Source organism: Clostridium sp. BIOML-A1, from assembly GCF_009874105.1.
Lineage (GTDB): Bacteria > Bacillota > Clostridia > Lachnospirales > Lachnospiraceae > Coprococcus.
In genome coordinates, this window is record NZ_WWTL01000009.1 from 72,650 (window position 1) to 95,873 (window position 23,224).

27 protein-coding genes are annotated in these 23,224 nt (G+C 38.2%); all 27 read left to right on the forward strand.

Features of this window, described 5'->3' with window-relative positions:
- Window positions 1-2: 2 nt before the first annotated feature.
- The gene (gene groL / locus GT641_RS08710; protein WP_008402791.1) at window positions 3-1,634 is read left to right on the forward strand and encodes a chaperonin GroEL; all 1,632 of its coding nucleotides are present in this window, start codon (window positions 3-5) and stop codon (window positions 1,632-1,634) included.
- Window positions 1,635-1,949: 315 nt separating this feature from the next.
- On the forward strand, window positions 1,950-3,932 hold the full coding sequence (locus tag GT641_RS13065) for an InlB B-repeat-containing protein (protein ID WP_161117315.1): 1,983 nt from the start codon (window positions 1,950-1,952) through the stop codon (window positions 3,930-3,932).
- A gap of 388 nt (window positions 3,933-4,320) precedes the next feature.
- The gene (locus tag GT641_RS08720; RefSeq protein WP_008402794.1) at window positions 4,321-5,322 is read left to right on the forward strand and encodes a calcium/sodium antiporter; all 1,002 of its coding nucleotides are present in this window, start codon (window positions 4,321-4,323) and stop codon (window positions 5,320-5,322) included.
- 15 nt (window positions 5,323-5,337) lie between these two features.
- On the forward strand, window positions 5,338-6,033 hold the full coding sequence (locus GT641_RS08725; protein ID WP_161117316.1) for a TMEM165/GDT1 family protein: 696 nt from the start codon (window positions 5,338-5,340) through the stop codon (window positions 6,031-6,033).
- Between the two features lie 185 nt (window positions 6,034-6,218).
- Window positions 6,219-7,538, forward strand: coding sequence for an MATE family efflux transporter (locus tag GT641_RS08730; protein ID WP_347562877.1), 1,320 nt, complete (start codon window positions 6,219-6,221; stop codon window positions 7,536-7,538).
- 8 nt (window positions 7,539-7,546) lie between these two features.
- On the forward strand, window positions 7,547-8,416 hold the full coding sequence (locus tag GT641_RS08735; protein ID WP_161117318.1) for an AraC family transcriptional regulator: 870 nt from the start codon (window positions 7,547-7,549) through the stop codon (window positions 8,414-8,416).
- A gap of 63 nt (window positions 8,417-8,479) precedes the next feature.
- Window positions 8,480-9,823, forward strand: a complete 1,344-nt coding sequence (locus tag GT641_RS08740; RefSeq protein WP_192919821.1) for an MATE family efflux transporter — start codon at window positions 8,480-8,482, stop codon at window positions 9,821-9,823.
- 391 nt (window positions 9,824-10,214) lie between these two features.
- Window positions 10,215-10,628: a hypothetical protein gene (locus GT641_RS08745; RefSeq protein WP_243143728.1), complete on the forward strand. Its 414-nt coding sequence runs from the start codon at window positions 10,215-10,217 to the stop codon at window positions 10,626-10,628.
- 83 nt (window positions 10,629-10,711) lie between these two features.
- Window positions 10,712-11,509, forward strand: coding sequence for a PfkB family carbohydrate kinase (locus GT641_RS08750; RefSeq protein ID WP_008402805.1), 798 nt, complete (start codon window positions 10,712-10,714; stop codon window positions 11,507-11,509).
- Window positions 11,510-11,637: 128 nt separating this feature from the next.
- Window positions 11,638-11,895, forward strand: coding sequence for a DUF4143 domain-containing protein (locus tag GT641_RS08755; RefSeq protein ID WP_243000361.1), 258 nt, complete (start codon window positions 11,638-11,640; stop codon window positions 11,893-11,895).
- A gap of 36 nt (window positions 11,896-11,931) precedes the next feature.
- Window positions 11,932-12,384: a GNAT family N-acetyltransferase gene (locus tag GT641_RS08760; protein WP_008402810.1), complete on the forward strand. Its 453-nt coding sequence runs from the start codon at window positions 11,932-11,934 to the stop codon at window positions 12,382-12,384.
- 74 nt (window positions 12,385-12,458) lie between these two features.
- A complete protein-coding gene (locus GT641_RS08765; protein ID WP_161117320.1) occupies window positions 12,459-12,725 on the forward strand; it encodes a hypothetical protein in 267 nt (88 codons plus the stop codon).
- Window positions 12,726-12,732: 7 nt separating this feature from the next.
- Window positions 12,733-12,930: a hypothetical protein gene (locus GT641_RS08770; protein ID WP_119963217.1), complete on the forward strand. Its 198-nt coding sequence runs from the start codon at window positions 12,733-12,735 to the stop codon at window positions 12,928-12,930.
- Between the two features lie 74 nt (window positions 12,931-13,004).
- Window positions 13,005-13,763 carry an EFR1 family ferrodoxin gene (locus GT641_RS08775; protein WP_161117321.1) on the forward strand — a complete coding sequence of 253 codons (759 nt, stop codon included), beginning with the start codon at window positions 13,005-13,007 and terminating at the stop codon, window positions 13,761-13,763.
- Window positions 13,764-13,834: 71 nt separating this feature from the next.
- Entirely contained in the window at window positions 13,835-14,461 is a 627-nt protein-coding gene (locus GT641_RS08780; RefSeq protein WP_161117322.1) for an alpha/beta hydrolase, read from the forward strand.
- Window positions 14,462-14,483: 22 nt separating this feature from the next.
- Complete coding sequence (locus tag GT641_RS08785; protein ID WP_161117323.1) at window positions 14,484-15,140, forward strand: hypothetical protein; 657 nt, start codon at window positions 14,484-14,486, stop codon at window positions 15,138-15,140.
- Between the two features lie 22 nt (window positions 15,141-15,162).
- Window positions 15,163-15,435 carry a hypothetical protein gene (locus GT641_RS13365; RefSeq protein ID WP_347559466.1) on the forward strand — a complete coding sequence of 91 codons (273 nt, stop codon included), beginning with the start codon at window positions 15,163-15,165 and terminating at the stop codon, window positions 15,433-15,435.
- On the forward strand, window positions 15,420-15,668 hold the full coding sequence (locus tag GT641_RS13370) for a GNAT family protein (RefSeq protein WP_347559467.1): 249 nt from the start codon (window positions 15,420-15,422) through the stop codon (window positions 15,666-15,668). The genes GT641_RS13365 and GT641_RS13370 overlap by 16 nt, the downstream gene beginning before the upstream one ends.
- Before the next feature lie 192 nt (window positions 15,669-15,860).
- The gene (locus GT641_RS08795) at window positions 15,861-16,811 is read left to right on the forward strand and encodes an alpha/beta hydrolase (RefSeq protein WP_008402817.1); all 951 of its coding nucleotides are present in this window, start codon (window positions 15,861-15,863) and stop codon (window positions 16,809-16,811) included.
- A gap of 117 nt (window positions 16,812-16,928) precedes the next feature.
- Window positions 16,929-17,339, forward strand: coding sequence for a peptide deformylase (locus GT641_RS08800; protein WP_161117324.1), 411 nt, complete (start codon window positions 16,929-16,931; stop codon window positions 17,337-17,339).
- Between the two features lie 12 nt (window positions 17,340-17,351).
- The gene (locus GT641_RS08805; protein WP_008402820.1) at window positions 17,352-18,083 is read left to right on the forward strand and encodes a hypothetical protein; all 732 of its coding nucleotides are present in this window, start codon (window positions 17,352-17,354) and stop codon (window positions 18,081-18,083) included.
- A gap of 135 nt (window positions 18,084-18,218) precedes the next feature.
- Entirely contained in the window at window positions 18,219-18,986 is a 768-nt protein-coding gene (locus GT641_RS08810) for a zinc ribbon domain-containing protein (RefSeq protein WP_161117325.1), read from the forward strand.
- Window positions 18,987-19,115: 129 nt separating this feature from the next.
- Window positions 19,116-19,865: a helix-turn-helix transcriptional regulator gene (locus tag GT641_RS08815; RefSeq protein WP_118483741.1), complete on the forward strand. Its 750-nt coding sequence runs from the start codon at window positions 19,116-19,118 to the stop codon at window positions 19,863-19,865.
- 157 nt (window positions 19,866-20,022) lie between these two features.
- The gene (locus GT641_RS08820) at window positions 20,023-20,370 is read left to right on the forward strand and encodes a P-II family nitrogen regulator (RefSeq protein WP_008402823.1); all 348 of its coding nucleotides are present in this window, start codon (window positions 20,023-20,025) and stop codon (window positions 20,368-20,370) included.
- Between the two features lie 27 nt (window positions 20,371-20,397).
- On the forward strand, window positions 20,398-21,534 hold the full coding sequence (locus GT641_RS08825) for an ABC transporter ATP-binding protein (protein ID WP_161117326.1): 1,137 nt from the start codon (window positions 20,398-20,400) through the stop codon (window positions 21,532-21,534).
- Between the two features lie 13 nt (window positions 21,535-21,547).
- Window positions 21,548-22,414 (forward strand): ABC transporter permease, encoded by an 867-nt coding sequence (locus GT641_RS08830; RefSeq protein ID WP_118662678.1) that lies wholly within the window; start codon window positions 21,548-21,550, stop codon window positions 22,412-22,414.
- Between the two features lie 3 nt (window positions 22,415-22,417).
- Window positions 22,418-23,218, forward strand: coding sequence for an ABC transporter permease (locus GT641_RS08835; protein WP_008402826.1), 801 nt, complete (start codon window positions 22,418-22,420; stop codon window positions 23,216-23,218).
- Window positions 23,219-23,224: the final 6 nt, after the last annotated feature.

Below are 23,224 nucleotides of genomic sequence, written 5' to 3' on the forward strand. Positions count from 1 at the left end.
AAATGGCAAAGGAAATTAAATACGGAGCAGAAGCCAGAAAGGCTCTTGAAGCAGGCGTAAATCAGTTAGCAGATACAGTAAGAGTAACACTTGGACCAAAAGGAAGAAACGTAGTTCTTGCAAAGTCATATGGTTCACCACTTATCACAAATGATGGTGTTACAATTGCAAAGGATATAGAGTTGGAAGATGCATTTGAAAACATGGGTGCTCAGATCGTAAAAGAAGTAGCAACAAAGACAAATGATGTTGCAGGTGATGGTACTACAACAGCTACTGTTCTTGCTCAGGCAATGATCAATGAAGGTATGAAAAACCTTGCAGCAGGTGCTAATCCAATCATCCTCAGAAAGGGTATGAAGAAGGCTTGTGACAAGGCTGTAGAAGCAATCTCAGAGATGAGCCAGACAATCAACGGCAAAGAGCAGATCGCAAGAGTTGCATCTATTTCAGCCGGTGATGATGAAGTTGGACAGATGGTTGCAGATGCTATGGAAAAGGTATCAAACGATGGTGTTATCACGATTGAAGAGTCCAAGTCCATGAAGACAGAGCTTGACCTCGTAGAAGGTATGCAGTTCGACAGAGGATATATTTCAGCTTACATGTCAACTGATATGGAGAAGATGGTTGCAGAACTTGATAATCCATACATCCTGATCACAGATAAGAAGATCTCAAATATTCAGGATATCCTTCCGGTACTTGAGCAGATCGTACAGGGTGGTCAGAAGCTTTTGATCATTGCGGAAGATGTAGAAGGCGAAGCACTTACAACATTGATCGTAAACAAGTTAAGAGGTACATTCCAGGTTGTAGCTGTTAAGGCTCCTGGTTATGGTGACAGAAGAAAAGAAATGTTACAGGATATCGCTATTCTTACAAATGGTAAGGTTATCTCTGAAGAACTCGGTTATGACTTAAAGGATACAACATTAGATGACCTTGGCCGTGCTAAGAGCGTAAAGGTAACAAAAGAGAATACAGTTATCGTAGATGGATTCGGAACAAAGGAAGATATCCAGGGCAGAGTAAATGTTATCAAGGCTCAGCTTGAGGAGACAACATCTGAATTTGATAAAGAGAAGCTTCAGGAAAGACTTGCAAAGCTTGCAGGTGGTGTAGCAGTTATCCGTGTTGGTGCAGCTACTGAGACAGAGATGAAGGAAGCTAAGCTCCGTATGGAAGATGCATTAAATGCTACCAGAGCTGCTGTAGAAGAAGGCATCATCGCAGGTGGTGGATCAGCATATATTCATGCAGCTAAGAAGGTTGCAGAACTGGTTGCAGACCTTGAAGGCGATGAGAAGACAGGTGCTAAGGTAGTTCTTAAGGCTATGGAAGCTCCGTTATTCCACATTTCAGCAAATGCCGGTCTGGAAGGATCTGTTATCATCAATAAGATCAAAGAATCACAGCCGGGTATCGGTTTTGATGCATACAATGAGAAGTATGTAGATATGATCGAAGCAGGTATCATCGATCCTGTTAAGGTTACAAGAAGTGCTTTACAGAACGCAACATCCGTAGCATCTACATTACTGACAACAGAATCTGTTGTAGCTGATATTAAGGAAGATGCTCCAGCTATGCCGGCAGGTGCAGGTATGGGCGGCGGAATGGGTATGATGTAAAAATAAAATATCACTCATAAAGTTCAAATAGAGAATAAAAAGGAAGATAGTATTGTTTATTATCGTGTAAGATACATGATAGTGACAGGCTATCTTTCTTTTTTTATACACGCATAGACCATATTTCCAGACCTAGTGAAACATTTCATGCCGTTTTTCAGACATTTCGTGCATAGAATCCGGTAAGGAGAAATGATTATGGTACAATACCAGAAAATAACTTATTTGGAACAACATAATGAGATATGCAGATATAATTATACTATATGTTGTATTATGTGTTGTATTCAGATGAATGAAAGGGGATAAGAAAATATGGTAAGACGACTAAAAGAAAACAAAGTTACAGGCATCCTGACGGCCTTGCTGGTTGGCATTGTTATGTTTGTTGGCATGGGAACAATGAAAGTAAATGCAACAGAATACAGGTCAGGAACGATTGATCCTACGACTCTACAGGTAGGGGATACGGTTTATGTAGGAGCTGAGTTATCTCCAGACAAACAGATAGTAGTTTGCAAGCAATGTCATATGATCTGGATAACATACGGTGGCTCTTCGCAATATGGAATTGGAGACAGAATCAATTCTATTGTAATGAGATCAGATGCACACAAAGATCATGCCGGTTATGTTGGATATAGTGAGTTTAATTTTTACTTCACAGGAGAATATTTACCTAGTAATACTCCATATACAGTTATGGGAAATTCAAATCTTGGATATACGATTAAATATAATACAAATGGTGGTAGTGCAATAGCGGATGCTGTTAAACAGACACATATACCGAGTACATTTCCAACAACGACCAAAGCTGGATATGATTTTATTGGCTGGTATACAGATGAAAATCTTACACAGCCGGTATCGCGAGAACTTTCAATATTTGAAGATATAACATTGTATGCAAAGTGGTCGAAATCAAGTGTACACCAGCATACATTTTCTGATAGTTGGAGCAGTAATAAGTATGGTCATTGGCATGCGGCAACCTGTGAACATAGTGATTTGAAGGAAGATTTCCAGGAACATTCTTATGGAACTGCAGGTGAAGCCAGATATACATGTTCAATTTGTAAGTATGTAGATGCAGACAAGAAAGCTGCGGCAGATATCGTAGATGCGTCAAATACAGTATTAAAAGCAGACGAAGTGCAGGTTGGGGACAAGATTTATTTTGGTAATCAGCTATCACCTAATAAATGGATCACTGTATGTAAGAAGTGTCATATGATCTGGATCACATCTGCTGATTCTGATCCGGATGATATAAGCGTTGGAATCGGTGTTGGAAGCCAGAAGTGTTACGAAGTTGAGCAGACGGATGAACATAAAGACCATAAAGATGATGTTGGATATGCAGATTTTAATTGGTATACAACAAATTCAAACAGTCCATTAGAGAGAAATGTTCCATATACAGTTATCGAGAATGATAACCTTGGATATAAGATTACATATAACACAAATGGTGGAAGTGAAGTAACTGAAGCCGTACATCAGAAGAAGCTCCCGGGTGTGCTTCCAACAACAAGTAAAGCTGAATATGAATTTGCAGGCTGGTACACAGACGAGGCACTCACAAAGGCGGCTGTGCCGGGCAAAGCTTTAACAGGAAATACAATTCTTTATGCAAAGTGGACAGTGAAGCAGTCTACGCCATCAGATCCAGAGCCTTCAAAGCCAGTAGTAAAAGCAAAACGGACAAAAGTAAATGATCAGGCATTAAGCTCCAAGTTCAGTATCACTACAGGAAAGACGATAAAAGTAACGTGGGGTAAGGTTGCAAAAGCAGATGGATATGATGTATATATGGCATATTGTAAGAAGGGAAAATACACCGTTGTTAAGTCTGTAAAAGCTGCAAAGACCTTATCTGTGACGATCAATAAGCTGAACAAGAAGGCTGTAAATCAGAAAGATAATGTAAAATGTTATGTAGTTGCATATAAGAAGGTTGACGGCAAGAAAGTGACCATTGGAAAATCCATTACAGGTCATGCGGTTGGCAAGAAGAATACGACTGTAACAGATGTCAAGAAGATTCAGATAAAGAAATCTGCTTACAGCCTGAAAAAGGGAAAAACAGCTAAGATAAAAGCAACTATTGTTAAAAAGAATAATAAACTTCCACTTTTTGGTCATACAGCAAAATTCAGATATGACACATCAAATAAAAAGGTAGCAACTGTATCCAAAGATGGCAAGATCACAGCAAAAGAAAAAGGCACCTGTTATGTATATATCTATGCAGTAAATGGATGCGCTAAGAAAGTAAAGGTAACAGTTAAATAAAAGTAAATAGAAAGAAGTTATAAATTCGGCAGTGGCTTGGATGGACAGTAGTCTGAGACCACTGCTGATAAATGTTTCTGATAAATATTTCTAAAATAAGATGTTGACACACATGGATACATTTGATAATATTTATCGAGTAACTTAATATTCCATGAGGGAGTAGTTAGCGCGAAAGTGTGATTTGTCAACATTCTGATTATAATAAGAGAGTATAATCTGGCAAATCTTAAATAATGAGACTCATGTATATCGATTAACAGCTTGTGTAATATACACCGGCGGATAATTGATATACATGAGTCTTTTTTAATCTGTCGGACATACTTTATAGTAGCAGACAGTTCGGCTGACATCACTGGTATGGATAGAGAAAAAGGAGAATAACATGGAAAAATTCATTAACAACGCCCCGTTTGCTCTTGTAATTGTAATTCTTGTGATCGGTTTTGTACTGCTGATCAAAGGAGCGGATTTTTTTGTAGAGGGAAGCTCGAGTGTAGCAAAGAGACTGCATGTTCCATCTATAATTATTGGACTTACAATTGTTGCGATGGGAACATCACTTCCGGAAACAGCGGTCAGTGTATCAGCATCAATAGCAGGAAATAATGAACTTGCAGTTAGTAATGTAGTTGGTTCTAATATTTTTAATCTGATGGTTGTTATCGGAGTGTGTGCAATATTAGCCACAGTAAATGTTGCAGGAGAAACGATAAAGAGAGATATTCCGCTTTCGCTTATATGTGCCGGACTCTTAATGCTTTTAGGAATAATCGGCCTTGGAGACAAAACAGGCATGACGTTGGGACATATGGATGGTGCTATATTTATTGGTTTATTTGCAGGATACATTTTTTACATGATCAGGATTGCATTAAAGGCCAACAAAGAAGGAAAGAAAGTTGAGATTGAAGGTGGCTCGGATGAGGAAATTAAGCTTGTATCCGTTCCGGTCAGTATTCTGTTTATCGTTGGCGGAGCAATAGCGATTGCAGTCGGAGGGGATGTGACCGTTGATGCGGCATCAAGAATTGCAAGTGATCTCGGAATGAGTCAGACACTGATCGGACTTACAATCGTTTCGATAGGCACGTCACTCCCGGAGCTTGTGACCTCAATTGTTGCAGCCAGAAAGAATGAAGTTGATATGGCGCTTGGTAACGCGATCGGTTCAAATATATTTAACATACTTATGGTACTTGGTATTGCATCAGTGATCAGTCCGATCAGTATAATCAGAGAGAATATTATTGATCTGTGTGTACTGGTTGCATTTACTGTGTGTGTATGGATATTCGCAGGGACAAAGAAGAAAATCGGAAGAATCGAAGGTTTGTGTATGGTTGCTCTCTATGCAGTATATGCAGTTTATATTGTAATAAGATAAATGTGGGTATAACAAATGATATTATTTTTAAAGGTATTTTTTACGGAATTCATAGCGGAGATGGGAGATAAGACACAGCTTATGTTGATTGCTCTTACGTCTAAGTACAAATTAAAAGATATCATATTAGGAACTGCTGCCGCAATTCTTGTACTGAATGGTCTGGCGGTTCTTGCAGGTGGACTTGTCAGCGAATTTGTTCCGGAATGGCTCATTAAGAATATTGCAGCACTTGCATTTCTTTACTTCGCAGCATCAACGATTTCCGATGGCGACGAAGAGGAAGAAGAAAACGGAAGATCAAAGATCAAGTTTGCGCCATTGGCTGTTTTCTGTACTTTTTTTGTAGCTGAGCTTGGAGATAAGACTCAGCTTACCGCTATAACATTTGGTGCAAATGAAGGTATGGGGGCAGCACTTATTGTATGGATCGGTTGTTCGCTCGGATTATTTGCAGCGGACATTCTTGGAATGCTGATCGGTTATCTCTTAAAGAGCAAAACTCCGGATGGACTGCTTAACACACTGGCATTTGTGATATTCTCGATATTTGGTGTGTATGCACTTTATCAGGGCCTTAAGCTCATCTCTTCAAGTGTCTGCCGGATTCCGGTACTGCTGATACTTATAGCTGTAGTCGTTGTATTTGCGGGCTTATGTGCATTCCTTTTCGTACGGCGAAAAAAGAAAAAAAATACAGGAAACGAATAGAATACAAATCTCATTTCATTAAATAAATAGTCTGGATGTCAACGATAAGATTAACAATTCTGATAGATTATTGCGCGAAATAGTAGAAATAGTGCCATTTTTGTTTGATATTATACAAGAAACACATAAAGATATATCGTATTATTGATAATATATGTTATATTTGTATGTAAGGAGAAAACATGATGGTTGAAAGGAAAACATTATCGCAATTATCTGTGCCAATATGCCTGGAAACTTTATTCTATATGCTTTCAGGGATGGTTGATACACTTATGTTATCATCTGTAAGTGATCAGGCTGTGGGAGCAGTGGGAACAGCAAATACTTATATAGGTGTTTTCATTGTCATGTTTGGAGTGATATCATCGGGTATGATAGCTGTTATGTCACAAAATATCGGAGCGGGAAGACCTGGGATAGCGTATCAGGCCAGACAGCTTGGACTTATGTTTAATGCGTTCATTGGTATTCTGATGTCTGTTGTTCTTGCAATTTTTTCCGGCAGAATACTTAAAATAGTAAGTATTGCTTCTGCTTTGTTTGAACCGGCTGAAACATACCTCAAAATTGTTGGTGGAACATGTTTTTTAAATGCGCTTATTCCTATTTTTTCCAGCTATTTGAGAGTATTTGGATATACAAAGCATTCCCTGATAGGAACTATTGTTGGAAATGTTCTTAATATAATACTTAATTCGGTATTCTTATTTGTATTTAACTGGGGAGTAATGGGAGTTGCCGTTGCCACGGTTATTTCAAGGGTTGTAAATCTTGTTATTGTAGCGGTGATGGGCGCTGTACTTATAAAAGCAAAACAAAGTCCTGATCGTATTTTGCCGCGAAAGATACTTGCGCAGATTGTTAAAATAGGTTTTCCTTCTGCATTTGAAACAGCACTTTATAATATAGCAATGACATTTATAGTGCGTTTTATGAATCAGATGGATGCGAACGGAATGAATGTCACAGCTCGTTCGTATGCTATGCAGATAGCAAATTTCTCATATTGTGCAGGAGCTGCATTGGCACAGGCTAATGCTATTATGACAGGCTGGAGAATCGGAGCAAAGGATTTTGAAGAATGTGACAGGGGTATAAAAAAAGCAGAGATATATGGCCTTGTAATAGCCACATGCTTCTCTGTGACATTTGCACTGTTCGGACACATTATAGTGTATATATTTACGGATGATGCACAGATGATAAGCCTTGTGGTAAAATTGTTAATAATAGATATATTCCTTGAACTTGGAAGGGTGACAAATCTTGTGTATAGTCAGGCGTTAAAAACCAGTGGAGATGCAGTTTTTCCGGTTATAATGGGTGCAATTTTCATGTATCTGTTTGCGGTTGGCGGTACATATTTTCTTGGAATACATATGGGCTTTCTGGCGGTAGGAGCATATATTGCCATGGCAGGTGATGAATGTGCGAGAGCTGTTGGAATGGTGCTTCGATGGAAAAGCGGAAAATGGAAAAGTAAGAGTCTTATAGAATTATAGGAGCAATTATGTATTTTGAATTAAAGGAAAATAAACCACATGGTACAAAGGATGATCCGTTCAGTACATATCACATAGAGAATGCGGGTCAGTCCTTTCAGATACCGGTACATTGGCATGATGAATTCGAAATTATATATGTAAAAAGTGGCTTTTTGACTGTAAACATATCAGGAGAGAACTATATCGGGAAACCCGGGGATGCCTTCGTTGTATCACCGGGCAATCTGCATTTTATGGGTTCAAAGACCGGTACTGTAGATTATTTTACTTTTCTTTTCCCATTGAAATATATATCTTTTTATACAGATGATATACTAGATGATAGATTACTTGAACCATTAGACAGTGGTCGTCTGATGATAAGTCCCAGTGTAAAAGATACGATAAAAGAATTGTGTGAGCAGCTAATTGAGATATATGAAGTAAAAAAGAGTGAAAGAGAGTTGAACGTAACGACGCAGATAAAGACCAAAATAATTCTTTTACAATTTATTCTTGAAATGTGGGAAAAAGGATTTATAGTAGAAAATAACACAAGTGGTAGAAATATTGTAGAAAAAGAAATGGTCTCGTATATACAGCAGAATTTTACAGGAAAAATATCATTAAGAGAATTTGGGGAGCAATTTCATCTTTCTGAGAAATATATATCCAGATATTTTAAGGAGCATTTTCATATTACCCTTTCACAATATGTGGCGTATTTACGGTTAGAGTATGCAAAACAGCTGTTGCAAGACACCGATATTTCTGTTACAGAGGTAGCAATGCGGAGCGGTTATCAAAATATAAGCTATTTTATCAGAAGTTTTAAAAAAACATACGGAGTTTCTCCGTTAAAATACAGAAAAAAGCAAGTTGACTGTATGCAATAACATTGTATTGGCCGCGTTAGCTCTGATTTTGTAACGTTTTACGTTTTATGGAGGAAAATGATAATGTCAAAAGATGAATATTTAATTACAGATGCCCCTATAAAAGCACTGACTGTATTTGCAATGCCTATGATTCTGGGCAGCTTCTTTCAACAGGTATACAATATGGCAGATTCAATCATTGTTGGTCAGTATGTCGGTGCTCCTGCACTTGCGGCAGTTGGCGCCTGTGCCGCACTGACAAATGTTTTTATCTGTATAGCACTCGGTGCCGGGGTAGGGGCGGGAGTGCTCGTAAGTCGTTATTTTGGTGCCCAAAATTATAGCAAAATGAAAACAATTGTAGCAACATCCTTGATCAGCTTTTTGATTTTAAGCGTACTTTTGGGTATTTTCGGTTTTTGTTTTTCTCGTTTTATGATGACTTCATTACAAACACCTGCTGATATACTGGAGGAAGCAGTGTTGTACCTTCGCGTTTATTTTGTGGGATTTCCGTTTTTGTTTATGTATAACATTCTTTCAACGATGTTTAACTCAATCGGTGAATCGAAGATTCCGTTAGGCCTTTTGATAGTTTCTTCTATTTTGAATATTTTTATGGACATTTGGCTGGTAGCCGGTCTTGGTCTGGGTGTGTTCGGTGCTGCTCTCGCAACTCTTATTGCACAGGGAATTTCCGCCGTGTTCTCGCTTTTGATTTTCTTTAGCCGGATGCGTCGATATAAAAGTCCCTTTAACTGGTTTGACAGGCAGGAACTATCTTCTATGCTTCAAATTGCCGTTCCGTCTGTTCTGCAGCAGTCTACAGTGTCAATTGGTATGATGATCGTTCAGGCTGTTGTAAATCCATTCGGCACGCAGGCTCTTGCAGGTTATGCAGCAACGATGAGAGTAGAGAATGTTTTTTCATTGATATTCGTATCCATTGGTAATGCAGTTTCACCATATGTTTCCCAGAACTATGGTGCAAAGAAAATTGAACGTATCAAAAAAGGATATCATGCTGCGTTGGTGTTGGATGTATGTTTTGCAGTGCTTGCTTTTGTAGTCATTGAAACACTGCACACACAAATTTCTTCGCTATTTCTTGGTAAAGATGGAACTGCTTTGGCGTATCAGGTGTCTGGCGATTATATGAGATGGCTTGGTTATTTTTTCATTTTTATGGGTATTAAGATGGCAACTGACGGAGTCCTTCGCGGACTTGGAATTATGCGTCCGTTTCTCATTGCAAATATGGTAAACCTTGCGATACGATTGTCGGTTGCATTGATTTTTGCACCCCGTTTCGGTATTGCATTTGTCTGGCTTGCTGTACCGGCCGGCTGGCTTGCAAACTTTCTGATTTCGTATGTGGCACTTAGAAAAAGCTCGATTATTCATCTAAAATTATACAGCAATTAATACGGAAAAGAAGTTGGAATGATATAAAAGAATTTGAGCGATTAAAATCAATTTACACGTTTGTAAGAGATGAAGATCATAGAGTGTGGTTTTGTCCGTTTACATAGCATAAATCTCAATTAGTTTTATTGCTTTTTTCTTGATAATTACATATAATGTAAACGAGCAAGTACACTTGCTTGATTTAAGTGCGTTGCTACTTTGAGTGCAAACCTTTAATTTAAGTGCTTTGCAGCTTAAAATGCGAATTGTTAATTTCAGGGAGATAAGATGATTAGCTCCCTGTTTTGCTATACTATGGAGATAAAAATGAAAAACAAATCGGTGAATGCGTTCTATACGGCTGAGATTTTAGCACTTGTAGTTGCTTTGATTTTCTTTGCGGCCGGGTATGCCGAAGGTGGTCGGATATGCCTGTAAGAAGAATCATACAACAGGAACTGTAACATATCAAAGTTCTCGGCAGAGCTCCAATCATGTCAAGGTACATAGCGGAAATGATGTCAGAAATTATAAATCACGTTATGGGAAAGGCATCCGGTCAACTTATACGGTGCTGCAGATTAAGTCGAATTCGCCTGTCAATGGTGCCGATGTGTTCTGGTATGAGGGAAATTGCAGCACTCTGGGCAGTAAGAATGTTTATATAGGCTATAATGATAATTCCATGTCGGTCTTATCACAGTTTGAACTGGTAATGACGATCATAAGCGGTGCATTTTTATTATTACATGCAGTTTCAGCACGGTTGCTCAGTAAGAAAAATCCATATGGCGGGAAGCTTTTCTGGTTTTTTAAATTTTGACCAACCCTGCCGGAAGTCATTTTATATTATGACAGAATTAAGTTGATAAAACAGAAAAATTAGAAATTTTAGAGGTATAAAGAATGATAAATTTAGTAGCACTTCCGTGTTTATGTGTAGATGTTTTTGATGGAACTGATGAACTATATGCTGGCGGTGAAGCCCTTAATTTTGCAGTCCATGCATCAAAATTTGAGGAGTTCAATGTTTCAATATTGGGTGCGGTTGGACAGGATTCTTACGCAAAATTTATTATGGATTCTATTTCTGATAAGAGAATAGATGTAAGCCACGTAAGAGTAGAAAAGGATAAAGTAACAGCGAATAATCGTACATATCTTACAGCCGACGGTGACAGATATTACAAAGATGATTCATGGACGGGTGATATTGTTGATAAAATGATATTGAACCATGATGAATTGGAGTTTATCAAAAAATCAGATGTTGTATTTGTACATTTTTGGGCAGGCTGTTTTGGACAAATTATAGATTTAAAAAAGAATAACAATTTCAGATTGGCAGTGGATTTTGTAGAATATCGTAATTTTAAAGAAATGGAAAAATATGCACCATATATAGATTATTTCATGATTAGTGGAGAGAAATCAATTCTCCCAATATTTGAAGCGTTTTCAGAGAAGTATAAAGGGCTATTTAATGTGTCTTTAGCTGATAAAGGAAGTGTTACATATCATAATGGTGAAAAGTATTTTGTTCAAGCTAATAAAGTTAAAGAAGTAATTGATACTACAGGTTGTGGAGATAGTTACCATGCAGGCTTTGTATGTTCACATTTGATAAATGGGAATATTTATGAGGCTATGAGAGTTGGGACAGAATTAGCAACAGAGACGCTGTCTCATTATGGTGGATTTTAAGAGGAAGAGAGTTTTTGGAGTTCCTGAATTTCAATGATGGTTGGAATAGTATTGGATAATCTGTTACGGTGAAAAGAATTGTTATGAGAAAACAGCATATATTTCTTTTTATAACAACCAACGGATGAATGCGGTATAAATTATTTATGCTGGATGTCGGATTACTGGGGGCATTAAGTGAGTTGCCGGCGACATCTATATTGGAAGAAAATGATATTTTTATGGAATTCAAGGGTAATCTCACAGAGCAATATATGTTGCAGCAGATGATTTCAGATACACCGCACACACCGTATTATTATGGAACAGAGAAAGCTACGTTTTTCGGCTCTAAAGTATATGGATCAGGAATGGATGGTAAATATACCATTGTATGCGGTATGTAATTTATAAATATCAGTTTGTATAAGGGAATCGTGAAAATGGATATTAGATATAAAAGACTTACAGAAAAAGAACTGAATACGTTTATTCACATGAGGATAAATCAGCTTAGAGAAGAAGGTGCTAAAGAAAAGATAGATTTGGTTCCTGCATTGAAGGAATATTATACTCGACATATGGCGGATGGAACATTTGTATCTTGGCTTGCCCTTGATGAGGAAAATATTATTGGAACAAGCGGGATGTCATTTGTGGAGAAGCCTCCCTATTTTGGATGCCCAAGTGGAAAGATAGGATTGTTGTCCAGTATGTTTACTGATCCGAAATATAGAAGAAGAGGTATTGCAAAGGAGCTGCTATCCCGCGTTATAGATGACGCCAGGGAATATGGCTGTGGAACAATACAGATTACGGCGTCTGATATGGGAGTTAAATTATATACGGATTTTGGATTTGTACATAATGGTAACTTCATGCAATATAAACTTTAACGGCTATAGTATTTCTGATTGAAATGGGTAGAAAACAGAGGGATTATTTGATAAATTAAAAAGAGGAAAAAAATTTGACGATTGGTGCGATTATAGGCAAAGAGTATGAGCAGCAGTATTTTGATGAGTGTAAATATATTTGGAAAAATTATGTTTCGCAAGCTGGACAAGCAGATAATCTGCAGGGAAAATTATTAAGAGAAATAGAAAAGATCCGATGTGAAGACCAGGACAATGGAAATATTAACTGGGATGATGACTATTCCTATTTTTGTGATTTTATCAGTGGAAAATTAACGGAACAACCTATTTTTTTCAGAAGTCGAGAAACAAGAAATTAATTTAATAATGGCTTACATAAAAGAAAGTGGAACATACGCCCAAAAATTCTACAGCGGAAAAATATCAGAGAACAATGTGGATATGGAGAAGATTGCATATGTGAATGATAATTTGTACGATAGGATCTGCGATAAAATAGGACGCCTACATAAAGAAAATGGGGAGCCGATGCCATACGAGAAAAATGACGATATTGTGAGATGATTTCAAGAAGAGTGTTGGAGAAAAAACTTTTATGAAAAGCTTGGCTTTGAGGCAAATACGGAGGTAATGTTATTATGATCTTGTGCTTTTCCGGAACTGGTAATAGTCGTTATATAGCAAAGAAAATTGCAGATGAATTGCAGGACGAGATTGTAGATATGAATGCAAAAATCAAGGCAACAGATTATTCGCCAATGAAAACAGGCAGAAATATAATCGTAGTGGTTCCAACTTATGCGTGGCGTATTCCACAAATTGTATCGGAGTGGCTTTGTAAAACGGAACTGCTTTCTGCAGAACGCATTTGGTTCGTGATGGACTGTGGAGGCGAGATTGGGAATGCAGCGAAATATAATCGGCGCCTTGCGGAGCAAAAACATTTATGGTATATGGGTACAGCTCAGGTTATTATGCCGGAAAATTATATTGCTATGTTTGGTGCACCGAAAACAGAAGAAGCAAGAAAGATTGTTAGAAATGCGGAACCTGCTATTATGGATATAATTGCGCACATTAAGGCAGAGCAGCCGTTCGCTGTACCAAGAAACAATCTTTATGACCGGTTAATGAGTGGTCCGGTAAATCCGATTTTTTATCATTTCTTTGTGAAATCTGATGCATTTCGTACGGATGCTACCTGTGTCGGTTGTGGTCAATGTGTTAAGAACTGTCCATTGAACAACATTACGCTTAAGGACAGAAAGCCTGTATGGGGAAAGCAATGCACTCATTGTATGGCTTGTATTTGTTATTGCCCTACAGAAGCTATTGAGTATGGAAAAAAGAGTGTTGGAAAGCCGCGTTATCATTTCGAACAATTAGAGAGCAGATGATTTATAAATCTCTGTACGGAAATTAGAAATTGATAATTTGAAAAATTTCCAGTTTGAAGGAGCGACAGTATATGAAGTATTTATACTTGCATGGATTAGGACAAAAACCAGACAGTTGGAACAGAGTAATAAAGGAAACGAAAGTGTCGGAAAGTAGTGTCAATTTGAGTTTGGCAGGGATGCTAAAGGGAAAAGCTGTTACATATAAGGAATTATATTCAGCATTCTCAGGAGAATGCGACAGGGAGAACGAAGAAATTGTCTTATGCGGGCTTTCTCTAGGCGCTGTTTTGGCACTTAATTATGCGATAGACCACCCAGATAAAGTAAAGGCGCTCGTATTAATTGCAGCACAATATAAAATGCCAAAAAACTTATTGAAAGTTCAGAATATATTGTTTCATCTTATGCCGAATTCGGCATTCAGTAAAATGGGTTTCAAAAAAGCGGATGTTATCAGCCTGTGCGGGACGATGGCTGAATTGGATTTCAGTGACTCCCTGCATAAGGTGTCTTGCCCAGTATTGCTCATTTGTGGAGAGAAGGACACTGCAAATAAAAAAACTTCAAAAGAACTTTGCCATTATTTGAACAATCCCTACTTCCATGAACTTATGAAAGCAGGTCATGAAGCAAACATAGAAGCTCCGGAAGAGTTGGCGATCGTGTTGCAGAAATTTTATGAAAATATCAGATGAATTTTGATTTGCGAGGGTAATTATGATAAAAATTTTGAATGATATAAAGAATGCAGAAAATTCAATATCTAATAATAGAAAACTTATAAATACCATGGCTATATTGTTCCTTGGAATAGCTTTGGGATTTTTTTCAAAATATCTGGATTTTCGTCAAGCTGAACTTCCAGGTGTGCTTATGGCAATAAATGGAGTATTAGATATTAGTAATTTCCTTGGGCGTTTTGCAATCTGGGTATTGATTGCACTGTGTATTTCTATTTATAGCAATTCTGCAATAAGAGCAAGCATTAATGTTTTTGTATTCTTTGTTGGTATGGTTGCAACTTACTATTTGTATTCAAACTATATTGCAGGATTTTTTCCAAGAAGTTATGCAATGATTTGGGTTGGATTTACAGCTGTTTCTCCATTATTGGCTTTTGTCTGCTGGTATGCAAAGGGAAAAAGCAAACTGGCATTTATACTGTCGGCTCTGATTTTGGCAGTATTGTTCAATATGTGCTTTGTATATGGATTCGGATATTTTAGTGCATGGTCTGTTTTGGAAGTGATAGTCTTTATTATTGGATTTATTGTTTTGAAGAGAGACACATTGAGGAGTTCTGCGATAATGGGAACAGTTAGTATAGTTCTTGCATTCCTGTTTAATATTATTATTCCATTCCAGTTTGGATAAATAAGAGTTTGAGGAGAGAAATATGAATCTGACTATAAGAAAATGGAGAATTGATGATAAATTCAATCTTGCAATAAACTTAAATGATCTAAGAATTTTGAATAACCTTAGGGATGGCTTGCCTTATCCGTACACGGAAAATGATGCAGAAGATTTTATACGGGCGATGTTATCAGCGAATAAAGACAATACATTTGCATTTGCGATAACACTTGATGATAAAGTGATTGGAAGCATGGAGTATTTCGACAGGATAATATCCATTGCAAAACCGCTGAAATGGGTTATTACATAGGAGAACCCTACTGGGGAAATGGATATATGACAAATGCAATCAAACAGGTTTGTGAATATGTGTTTGAGAAAAAGGATATTATTCGTATTTTTGCTGAACCATTTGCTCACAATATAGCTTCATGTAGAGCATTGGAAAAGGCAGGATTTCAATACGAAGGAACATTAAAGAGTAATGCTGTGAAATGTGGCAGTATCATTGATATGAAAATGTATGCACTTGTCAGAGAGTAATTCAACTTCCAGTTGTACGCCCAGCCGATGGTGTGGCACTGCGGAGTCAGAGAACCAATTATGTTTTACATTGTGAATATTTAAGCTGGTATGCAAAAGGGTAGGAAGCGTTGCAGTCTTTATGTCAATTGGTTATTCCATATTGGGGATAGATGCAGGAATCATCAGGCACTTGATTAAAGGAGATACAGTATGAAAAAGATATTAAGAAATATTCTAAGAGTAATATTGATTGTAATCACGGTTATTGCATTATTCGTGATAATATCATTGGTTCGCCATAAAGTATGCAGTTCAAGAGAAAAGGATTTATTAACTCCGTTAGGTGAACTGGTAGAAGTCAACGGGCACAAGATGAGCGTATATACAGAGGGGGATGGTGATAAAACGCTTGTGTTCATGTCCGGAGGTGGAACCTGCTCGCCAATATTGGATTTTAAGTCTTTGTATTCGCTGCTTAGCAATGATTATAAAATCGTTGTAGTGGAAAAATTCGGTTATGGCTTTAGTGATGTTGTAGACGAAAACAGGGATATCGATACGATGTTAAGCGAAACAAGGATGGCACTTGATAAAGCCGGAATAAAAGGCCCATATGTGCTTTGCCCCCATTCAATGTCCGGACTTGAGGCTTTATACTGGGCACAGAAGTATCCGGAAGAAGTTGAGGCTATTGTTGGTTTGGATATGGCAGTACCAGACTATTATGATGAAATGAACATTAATATTCCTATTATGAAATTAGGGCAGTATGGTGCGGCACTTGGAATCACCAGATGGATACCGAGCCTTGCCGAGAGCGATGCAATCAAAGCCGGAACATTGTCTGAAAAGGAAAAAGAGATTTACAGAGCAGTATTTTATCAAAAAACTGCAACTGTAACGATGATCGATGAAGTAAAAGCTGTAAAACAGAATGCAAATATTGTAAAAGAAAACGGAATTCCGCAGGTGCCGATGTTATTGTTTATTTCTGACGGCTCCGGTGGAACCGGTTTTACAAAAGAAAAGTGGAGAAGTATTCCCGAAAATTATATTTCAGGTTGCGACAATGCAGGTTATATTGAATTAGATTGTCCGCATTATGTCCACGACTACAAATATGATGAGATAAGTAAAGAAATCAGGAAGTTTATTCAGTGAATGGAACAGGTGGTACATATGACTGTGTTGCTTTAATGGCATATTATGTCATTTGCAAATCAGTGACAAATCTTTACGAGATAGAAGAGATAAATGAGAACTTATGGAGGATGGAAAATGGTAAAACCTATTGTAAAAGATATTCTTTTTCTGGGACAGAAATCCGTTCCGGCAACACAGCTTGATATGAATGTGGTAAATGATCTTCGGGATACATTAGCTGCAAATCGTGAGCGTTGTGTCGGAATGGCAGCAAATATGATCGGGTATAAGAAAAATATGATTATTGTAAGTGCCGGACCTGTAGATATGATTATGATCAATCCGGTGATCTGTTCTAAGATCGGACGTTATGAAACAGAAGAAGGTTGTCTGTCATTAGAGGGAAAACGAAAAACAACGCGGTATAAGAAGATAGAGGTAGAGTTTCAGGATGCTGGTTTTGTAAAAAGAAAGATGGTATTTGAGGGATTTGTGGCACAGATTATTCAGCATGAGGTGGATCACTGTAATGGGATAGTGATATAACAGGAGACAAACATGGAAAAAGACTCAGGCAAATGGATCATGTATGGTGTAGACTGGGATGATCCGGAGTGTATTCATACAGTAGATGAGGCAATAGAATATATAAATGAGATTGGCTTCCTACCGCTTTTTAGAAATGATATACCGGGATTTTCGCTGGAAGAACGAACCGTGCCGGAGTACTGGTGGTGTGAGGATGTTGACAGAGATCCATGGATGTGGCGGGCGGTTATCGCAAGAAGACATGACATCGTATATGGCAAGTTTTTTAATAAAAAGGCAGGTTTTATATCGAGAAAATGGCTTCCTGTATTTGCCAATTACAGACGGGATGGATATGATTTTGATGCGCTGTATGAGGATGGAAAAGCCCCGAATAAGCATAAAAAGATCATGGATCATTTTATGGAAGCACATGTAGATACAGAACTGTATTCCAACGAACTGAAGAAAATGGCAGGGTATGGAAAAGACGGCGAAAAGGGATTTGATGGAGCTGTCACCAATCTTATGATGCAGATGTATCTTTGTAATTGCGACTTCAGAAAACGTGTAAATAAAAAAGGACTGGAGTATGGTTGGGATGTGGCGGTTTACTCGTCTCCGGAACATATCTATGGATATGATTATGTAACCTCCTGTTACAAGGATGATCCACAGGAGTCGTGGAATACGATCATCCGACACATGCATGATATTTATCCGATCGCAACAGATGCACAGATAAAAAAGCTTTTGAAATAGAATCAAAGAAATTTATTATATTTAATTAAATTTATCTTATGTGCAGGATAGGAGCACATATGACAGGCAGGAAACAGCAGGTTGCTTTTTATAAAACAGATTCTCCTATATGATATGAATAAAGGAGGACGAGTCATGGAAACAAAAAATATTATTTTTGAACTTCGTACAAAGAGAGGCATGTCACAGGATGAACTGGCTGAGAAAATAATGGTGACGAGGCAGGCTGTATCACGTTGGGAGAATGGAGAGACAATTCCTAACACAGATACATTAAAGCTTTTATCGAAGGAATTTGATGTATCGATCAATACACTACTGGGAGAGCCTAGAAAACTTATCTGCCAGTGCTGCGGAATGCCGCTTGAGGATGACACAATCATAGGACATAATAGTGATGGTTCATTGAATGAGGACTATTGTAAGTGGTGTTATGCGGATGGAACATATACCTATAGTGATATGGATGAATTGATAGATGTCTGTGTTAAACATATGGTAGACGAAAATGTTACAGAGAATCAGGCGCGTGTTTATATGAAGAAACTTCTTCCAAAATTGGATTACTGGAAAAGATATGAAGAACTGAGTGACAATGGTCAGTTTGATCAATTCAAGAAGGAGCTGATCAGAGAAATTAATGATCTTCATGTAGAAGGTCTGCCTGAGGTAAAAAGACTGAATGCCCTTGTTGGAGAATATGTGAATTTAGAATACAGGCTTCCGAATGGAGAAAAAGTGAAATTCCTGGATGACCGGAAAACATATTTAGGCAATCAGCTTGAATGTGAATTTGGTGGAGACAGATACTTTGGAGTTCTTGCAGATATGGATTTTATTCTGATTTCAACATATGAAGCTCAGGGCAAAGATCCGGAACTGATAATTTACAAAAAAAGATAATTGCTTGACAAATCATCTTTTTGTGCTATACTTCGTACCAACAGAATAGTAAAAAATAAGTACGCAAGGGTGTGTTACATCGGTTGCGTACTTTTTTTGTTTTATGAAATACAAGGGAGGTGGAAACTGGTGAAGACCCTTGAAACAAATGACTGGCTGGTCATGAACAGTATCATATACAAGATCTACACAACCGGTGATTTTGATGCCATGCGGACACAGTTTCTGGAACAGATCAAGACCGTCATAGATTTTGACAGTGCAGATTTTTATCTGGCATCATCAAATGAGAAAGAAAATCTGGAACGTCCGGTATTCCTCAACTGTGATGAAGACTTGTCAGATATTTATGAGAATATGGATTACAGCCGTGGTATTATGTTCAGTGGCAGGAGTATGGTATACCGGGAAACTGATATCATATCTGATGAGAAAAGAGTTCAAACCGAATATTATCAAAGAGTATATAAGCCAAATAACTGGCATTATGCGTTACAAATGATATTTGGACGGAACAAACATTTTCTGGGCGTAGTGACACTATATAGGACGATTGGTAAAGAGGACTTTACATATGAAGATGTATTCCTGATGGATATGCTTAAGGATCATATGGCATACCGGTTGTCACAGGACAGAAATAATCAGATGACCAGTCAGGAGAAAATGACGCTGACACAGGCAGTAAAGACTTATGATCTGACGAAGCGGGAGCAGACCATATTGCAGCTTTTGCTGCAGGGAATGGAGAATACGGAGATCTGTGACCATTTATCCATAACGGTAAATACACTAAAGAAGCATATTTTAAATATTTACCGGAAACTGGGAATTCGAAACCGTGTTCAGATGTTTAAACTGATTAAAGAAAAAGAGTAGTTAGTACTATAAAAGTAGTAGAAAAATGGTAATCCTGTTCTATTGAAGAATTAATTTGAAAGTAGTATATTTTCGTTAACAAGCAAAGGAGCTGTTCAGAGATGAACGGCTCTTTTTTGTTATATTAGTTGTATGTTGCAGATTGGAGGAAGAAAGAATGAAAGAAATTATATTAATAATCAGACCGGAAAAGCTGGAAGTATTAAAAAGCATATTGGATGAGAAGAATTGTGGTGGTATGACGATCTCAACCGTTATGGGATGCGGAACACAGAAAGGAACTGTTGAGGGCGTAAATGAGATTAAAGGCTTTAAAACTACGATCAATCTTCTTCCAAAAGTAAGAGTTGAAGTAGTAGTTGAAGATTCCAAGGTAGAACAGATTATTCTGGATGTCAGAGAAAAGGTAGCTACCGGACATGTCGGAGATGGTAAGATCTTCATTCGAAATATCGAAGAGGCTATACGAATCCGTACCGGTGAACGAGGAGAAAAAGCATTATAGAGAAATTTGAAAAAGAGGTGATATGATTTGGCAAATGTTATAGTTGATATCAAAGACGTAAATAAAATATACGGAACAAATCATGTTGTAAAAGATCTGAATCTGCAGGTAGAGGAAGGCGAGTTCCTGACATTGCTTGGATCATCCGGATGCGGTAAGACGACAACGCTTCGTATGATCGCAGGATTTGAAGAACCGACGACAGGCTCCATTCAGGTAGAAGGTGAGCCGATTGAAGATAAAGAGCCATTTGAGAGAAATGTAAACACTGTCTTTCAGAGTTACGCTTTATTTCCACATAAAACCATATATGACAACGTAGCATATGGTCTTAAGATGAAAAAGGTTCCAAAGAAAGAGATCAAAGAACGGGTAACGGAGATGTTAGAGATGGTTCAGTTATCCGGATTTGAGAAACGGTATCCAAGTCAGTTGTCCGGTGGACAGAAGCAGCGAGTTGCGATTGCAAGAGCGTTGATCAATCGTCCGAAGGTTCTGCTGTTGGATGAGCCGCTTGGTGCATTGGATCTGAAGCTTAGAAAACAGATGCAGCTGGAACTGAAACGGCTGCAGAAGAAATTACATATCACATTTATCTATGTTACACATGATCAGGAAGAAGCGCTTACGATGAGCGACAGGATAGCTATTATGCATGATGGTGTCATGGATCAGATCGGATCACCGACAGACATCTATGAAAGACCGGCAACCAAGTTCGTAGCAACCTTCATCGGAGAGACAAACGTATTTGACGGAACGATCAAATCGATCGTAAACGGAAAAGCGGTTATAGGAATTGAAAATGGAGATGTAACAACCTCCGGTTCCGCGACCGAGACAGAGGAAAAGAACACCGGATTTTCAGTTGGTGAATTTGTAACTGTTTCTGTTCGACCGGAAAAGCTTCATTTTTCGGCAGAACCGGTAGAGGGCTTCAGCGTACCGGCACTGGTCAAGGATTATATCTATGTTGGCTCAGTCGTCAAATGTCTGGCGGTTCTTCCAAATGGAAATGAAGTAAAGATGGAACGTCTGGCAGGCGAAGAACTTCCAAAATCCGGTGACAAAGTATTTATCTGCTGGAATCCGGAGGATGCGGTATTGATCCACAGTCTGGATAACAGCTTCTATCAGAGTCTGGAAAATATAACACTGGCATAAGGAGGTGTTTGATATGAATAAAAAGAGATTCAGAGAAAAGACACTTCCGGCAACGATCATGGTAGGGCCGGTGACCTTATGGCTGATCCTGTTGGTAGCGGTTCCACTCATCTATATACTGGTCATGAGTTTTTGCAGTATTGATCAGTATTACAATGTAACATTTCAGTTCACATTCGATAATTACAAACATCTGGCGGACAGTTCTTATATTAAGATCTATGTTCAGTCACTTGTGATCGCATTACTTACAACCGTGATCTGTATCGTGCTTGCATATCCGTTTACCTATATTATTGCAAGGACAAAGAGCAGATCAAAGAATCTGTTATATATGCTGGTTATCATTCCGTTCTGGACGAATTCACTGATCCGTATCTATGGATGGAAGACATTCCTTGGTTCATCCGGCTGGTTGAATACCGTGCTTATGAAGCTGCATCTGATATCAGAGCCATTGAACCTCTTATATAATCAGGGAACTACCGTATTTGGTATGGTGTACTGCCTGTTCCCATTTATGGTACTTCCGCTTTATACCGCGATTGGCAAGCTGGATCATACTTTACTGGAGGCTTCCTCTGATCTTGGAGCTAAGGGCTGGCGGACTTTTTTTGAAGTGATCCTGCCGCTGACAGCCAGCGGAATTTTCTCCGGCTGTATCATGGTATTTATCCCATGTCTTGGATATTTCTTTGTATCGAATATCTTAGGTGGTGGAAATGCAGATGTTATTGGTAACCTGATCGAGCGCCAGTTCAAGAGTGGAAATAACTGGCCTCTTGGTGCAGCCTTATCCATCATATTAATTGTTGTCACATTGATTCTCGTCAAACTGTACCAGAAGACAGGCGGCGATATGGATAGTCTGGGGGTGTAAACGATGAGCAGAAAAGCAAAAGTAAGAACAAAGAGTATTCTTTCAAAGATCTTTTGTTCTCTGATTTATATTGTATTGTTTATGCCGATTGCAGTTGTTGTAGTGAATTCTTTTAATGCAACGACATCAAAACCATATCTGACCTGGAAGGGGTTTACATTTGACTGGTATGTGAAATTGTTTGAAAATCAGTCGCTTCTTACATCCTTTGGCAATACGATGATCATAGCATTGGTCACAACTGTACTTTCAACGATTATAGGTACGCTCGGTGCGATCGGAATGTACAAATATAAATTCAAAGGAAAAGGGATCATAGACGGACTTTTATATATCCCGGTCGTTATTCCTGAGATTGTAATGGGTATATCCTTACTTACGGTATTCGCAAAGGTCTCGATCCCAAGAGGTATGCTTACATTGATCATTGCACATATCACCTTCTGTGTGCCATATGTTATCTTCAATGTCAGGGCAAGATTATCCGGCTATGATATTTCGATTGAAGAAGCAAGTATGGATCTGGGAGCTAACCGCATTCGTACATTCTGGGAGATCACACTTCCGGTTTTAAGACCCGGCATTACAGCCGGTGCATTACTGGCATTTACGTTATCGATTGACGACGTTATCATAAGCTACTTTGTAAATGGTAATACGATGACTTATCCGTTACAGGTTATGGCAAGTATTAAGAGTGGAGTAGCACCTGATGTAAATGCATTATCAGCGCTGATCTTAGCAGGCACGATCATCTTTGTTGTCCTGACTCAGGGCAATCTGTTTAAGAAGAAAAAACAGTAGCTGTAT

What these genes read in the sequence shown, in the direction of transcription:
- groL (WP_008402791.1), top strand. Translation starts at nt 3, where the DNA reads ATGGCAAAGGAAATTAAATACGGAGCAGAAGCCAGAAAGGCTCTTGAA.
- GT641_RS13065 (WP_161117315.1), top strand. Translation starts at nt 1,950, where the DNA reads ATGGTAAGACGACTAAAAGAAAACAAAGTTACAGGCATCCTGACGGCC.
- GT641_RS08720 (WP_008402794.1), top strand. Translation starts at nt 4,321, where the DNA reads ATGGAAAAATTCATTAACAACGCCCCGTTTGCTCTTGTAATTGTAATT.
- GT641_RS08725 (WP_161117316.1), top strand. Translation starts at nt 5,338, where the DNA reads ATGATATTATTTTTAAAGGTATTTTTTACGGAATTCATAGCGGAGATG.
- GT641_RS08730 (WP_347562877.1), top strand. Translation starts at nt 6,219, where the DNA reads ATGGTTGAAAGGAAAACATTATCGCAATTATCTGTGCCAATATGCCTG.
- GT641_RS08735 (WP_161117318.1), top strand. Translation starts at nt 7,547, where the DNA reads ATGTATTTTGAATTAAAGGAAAATAAACCACATGGTACAAAGGATGAT.
- GT641_RS08740 (WP_192919821.1), top strand. Translation starts at nt 8,480, where the DNA reads ATGTCAAAAGATGAATATTTAATTACAGATGCCCCTATAAAAGCACTG.
- GT641_RS08745 (WP_243143728.1), top strand. Translation starts at nt 10,215, where the DNA reads ATGCCGAAGGTGGTCGGATATGCCTGTAAGAAGAATCATACAACAGGA.
- GT641_RS08750 (WP_008402805.1), top strand. Translation starts at nt 10,712, where the DNA reads ATGATAAATTTAGTAGCACTTCCGTGTTTATGTGTAGATGTTTTTGAT.
- GT641_RS08755 (WP_243000361.1), top strand. Translation starts at nt 11,638, where the DNA reads ATGCGGTATAAATTATTTATGCTGGATGTCGGATTACTGGGGGCATTA.
- GT641_RS08760 (WP_008402810.1), top strand. Translation starts at nt 11,932, where the DNA reads ATGGATATTAGATATAAAAGACTTACAGAAAAAGAACTGAATACGTTT.
- GT641_RS08770 (WP_119963217.1), top strand. Translation starts at nt 12,733, where the DNA reads ATGGCTTACATAAAAGAAAGTGGAACATACGCCCAAAAATTCTACAGC.
- GT641_RS08775 (WP_161117321.1), top strand. Translation starts at nt 13,005, where the DNA reads ATGATCTTGTGCTTTTCCGGAACTGGTAATAGTCGTTATATAGCAAAG.
- GT641_RS08780 (WP_161117322.1), top strand. Translation starts at nt 13,835, where the DNA reads ATGAAGTATTTATACTTGCATGGATTAGGACAAAAACCAGACAGTTGG.
- GT641_RS08785 (WP_161117323.1), top strand. Translation starts at nt 14,484, where the DNA reads ATGATAAAAATTTTGAATGATATAAAGAATGCAGAAAATTCAATATCT.
- GT641_RS13365 (WP_347559466.1), top strand. Translation starts at nt 15,163, where the DNA reads ATGAATCTGACTATAAGAAAATGGAGAATTGATGATAAATTCAATCTT.
- GT641_RS13370 (WP_347559467.1), top strand. Translation starts at nt 15,420, where the DNA reads ATGGGTTATTACATAGGAGAACCCTACTGGGGAAATGGATATATGACA.
- GT641_RS08795 (WP_008402817.1), top strand. Translation starts at nt 15,861, where the DNA reads ATGAAAAAGATATTAAGAAATATTCTAAGAGTAATATTGATTGTAATC.
- GT641_RS08800 (WP_161117324.1), top strand. Translation starts at nt 16,929, where the DNA reads ATGGTAAAACCTATTGTAAAAGATATTCTTTTTCTGGGACAGAAATCC.
- GT641_RS08805 (WP_008402820.1), top strand. Translation starts at nt 17,352, where the DNA reads ATGGAAAAAGACTCAGGCAAATGGATCATGTATGGTGTAGACTGGGAT.
- GT641_RS08810 (WP_161117325.1), top strand. Translation starts at nt 18,219, where the DNA reads ATGGAAACAAAAAATATTATTTTTGAACTTCGTACAAAGAGAGGCATG.
- GT641_RS08820 (WP_008402823.1), top strand. Translation starts at nt 20,023, where the DNA reads ATGAAAGAAATTATATTAATAATCAGACCGGAAAAGCTGGAAGTATTA.
- GT641_RS08830 (WP_118662678.1), top strand. Translation starts at nt 21,548, where the DNA reads ATGAATAAAAAGAGATTCAGAGAAAAGACACTTCCGGCAACGATCATG.
- GT641_RS08835 (WP_008402826.1), top strand. Translation starts at nt 22,418, where the DNA reads ATGAGCAGAAAAGCAAAAGTAAGAACAAAGAGTATTCTTTCAAAGATC.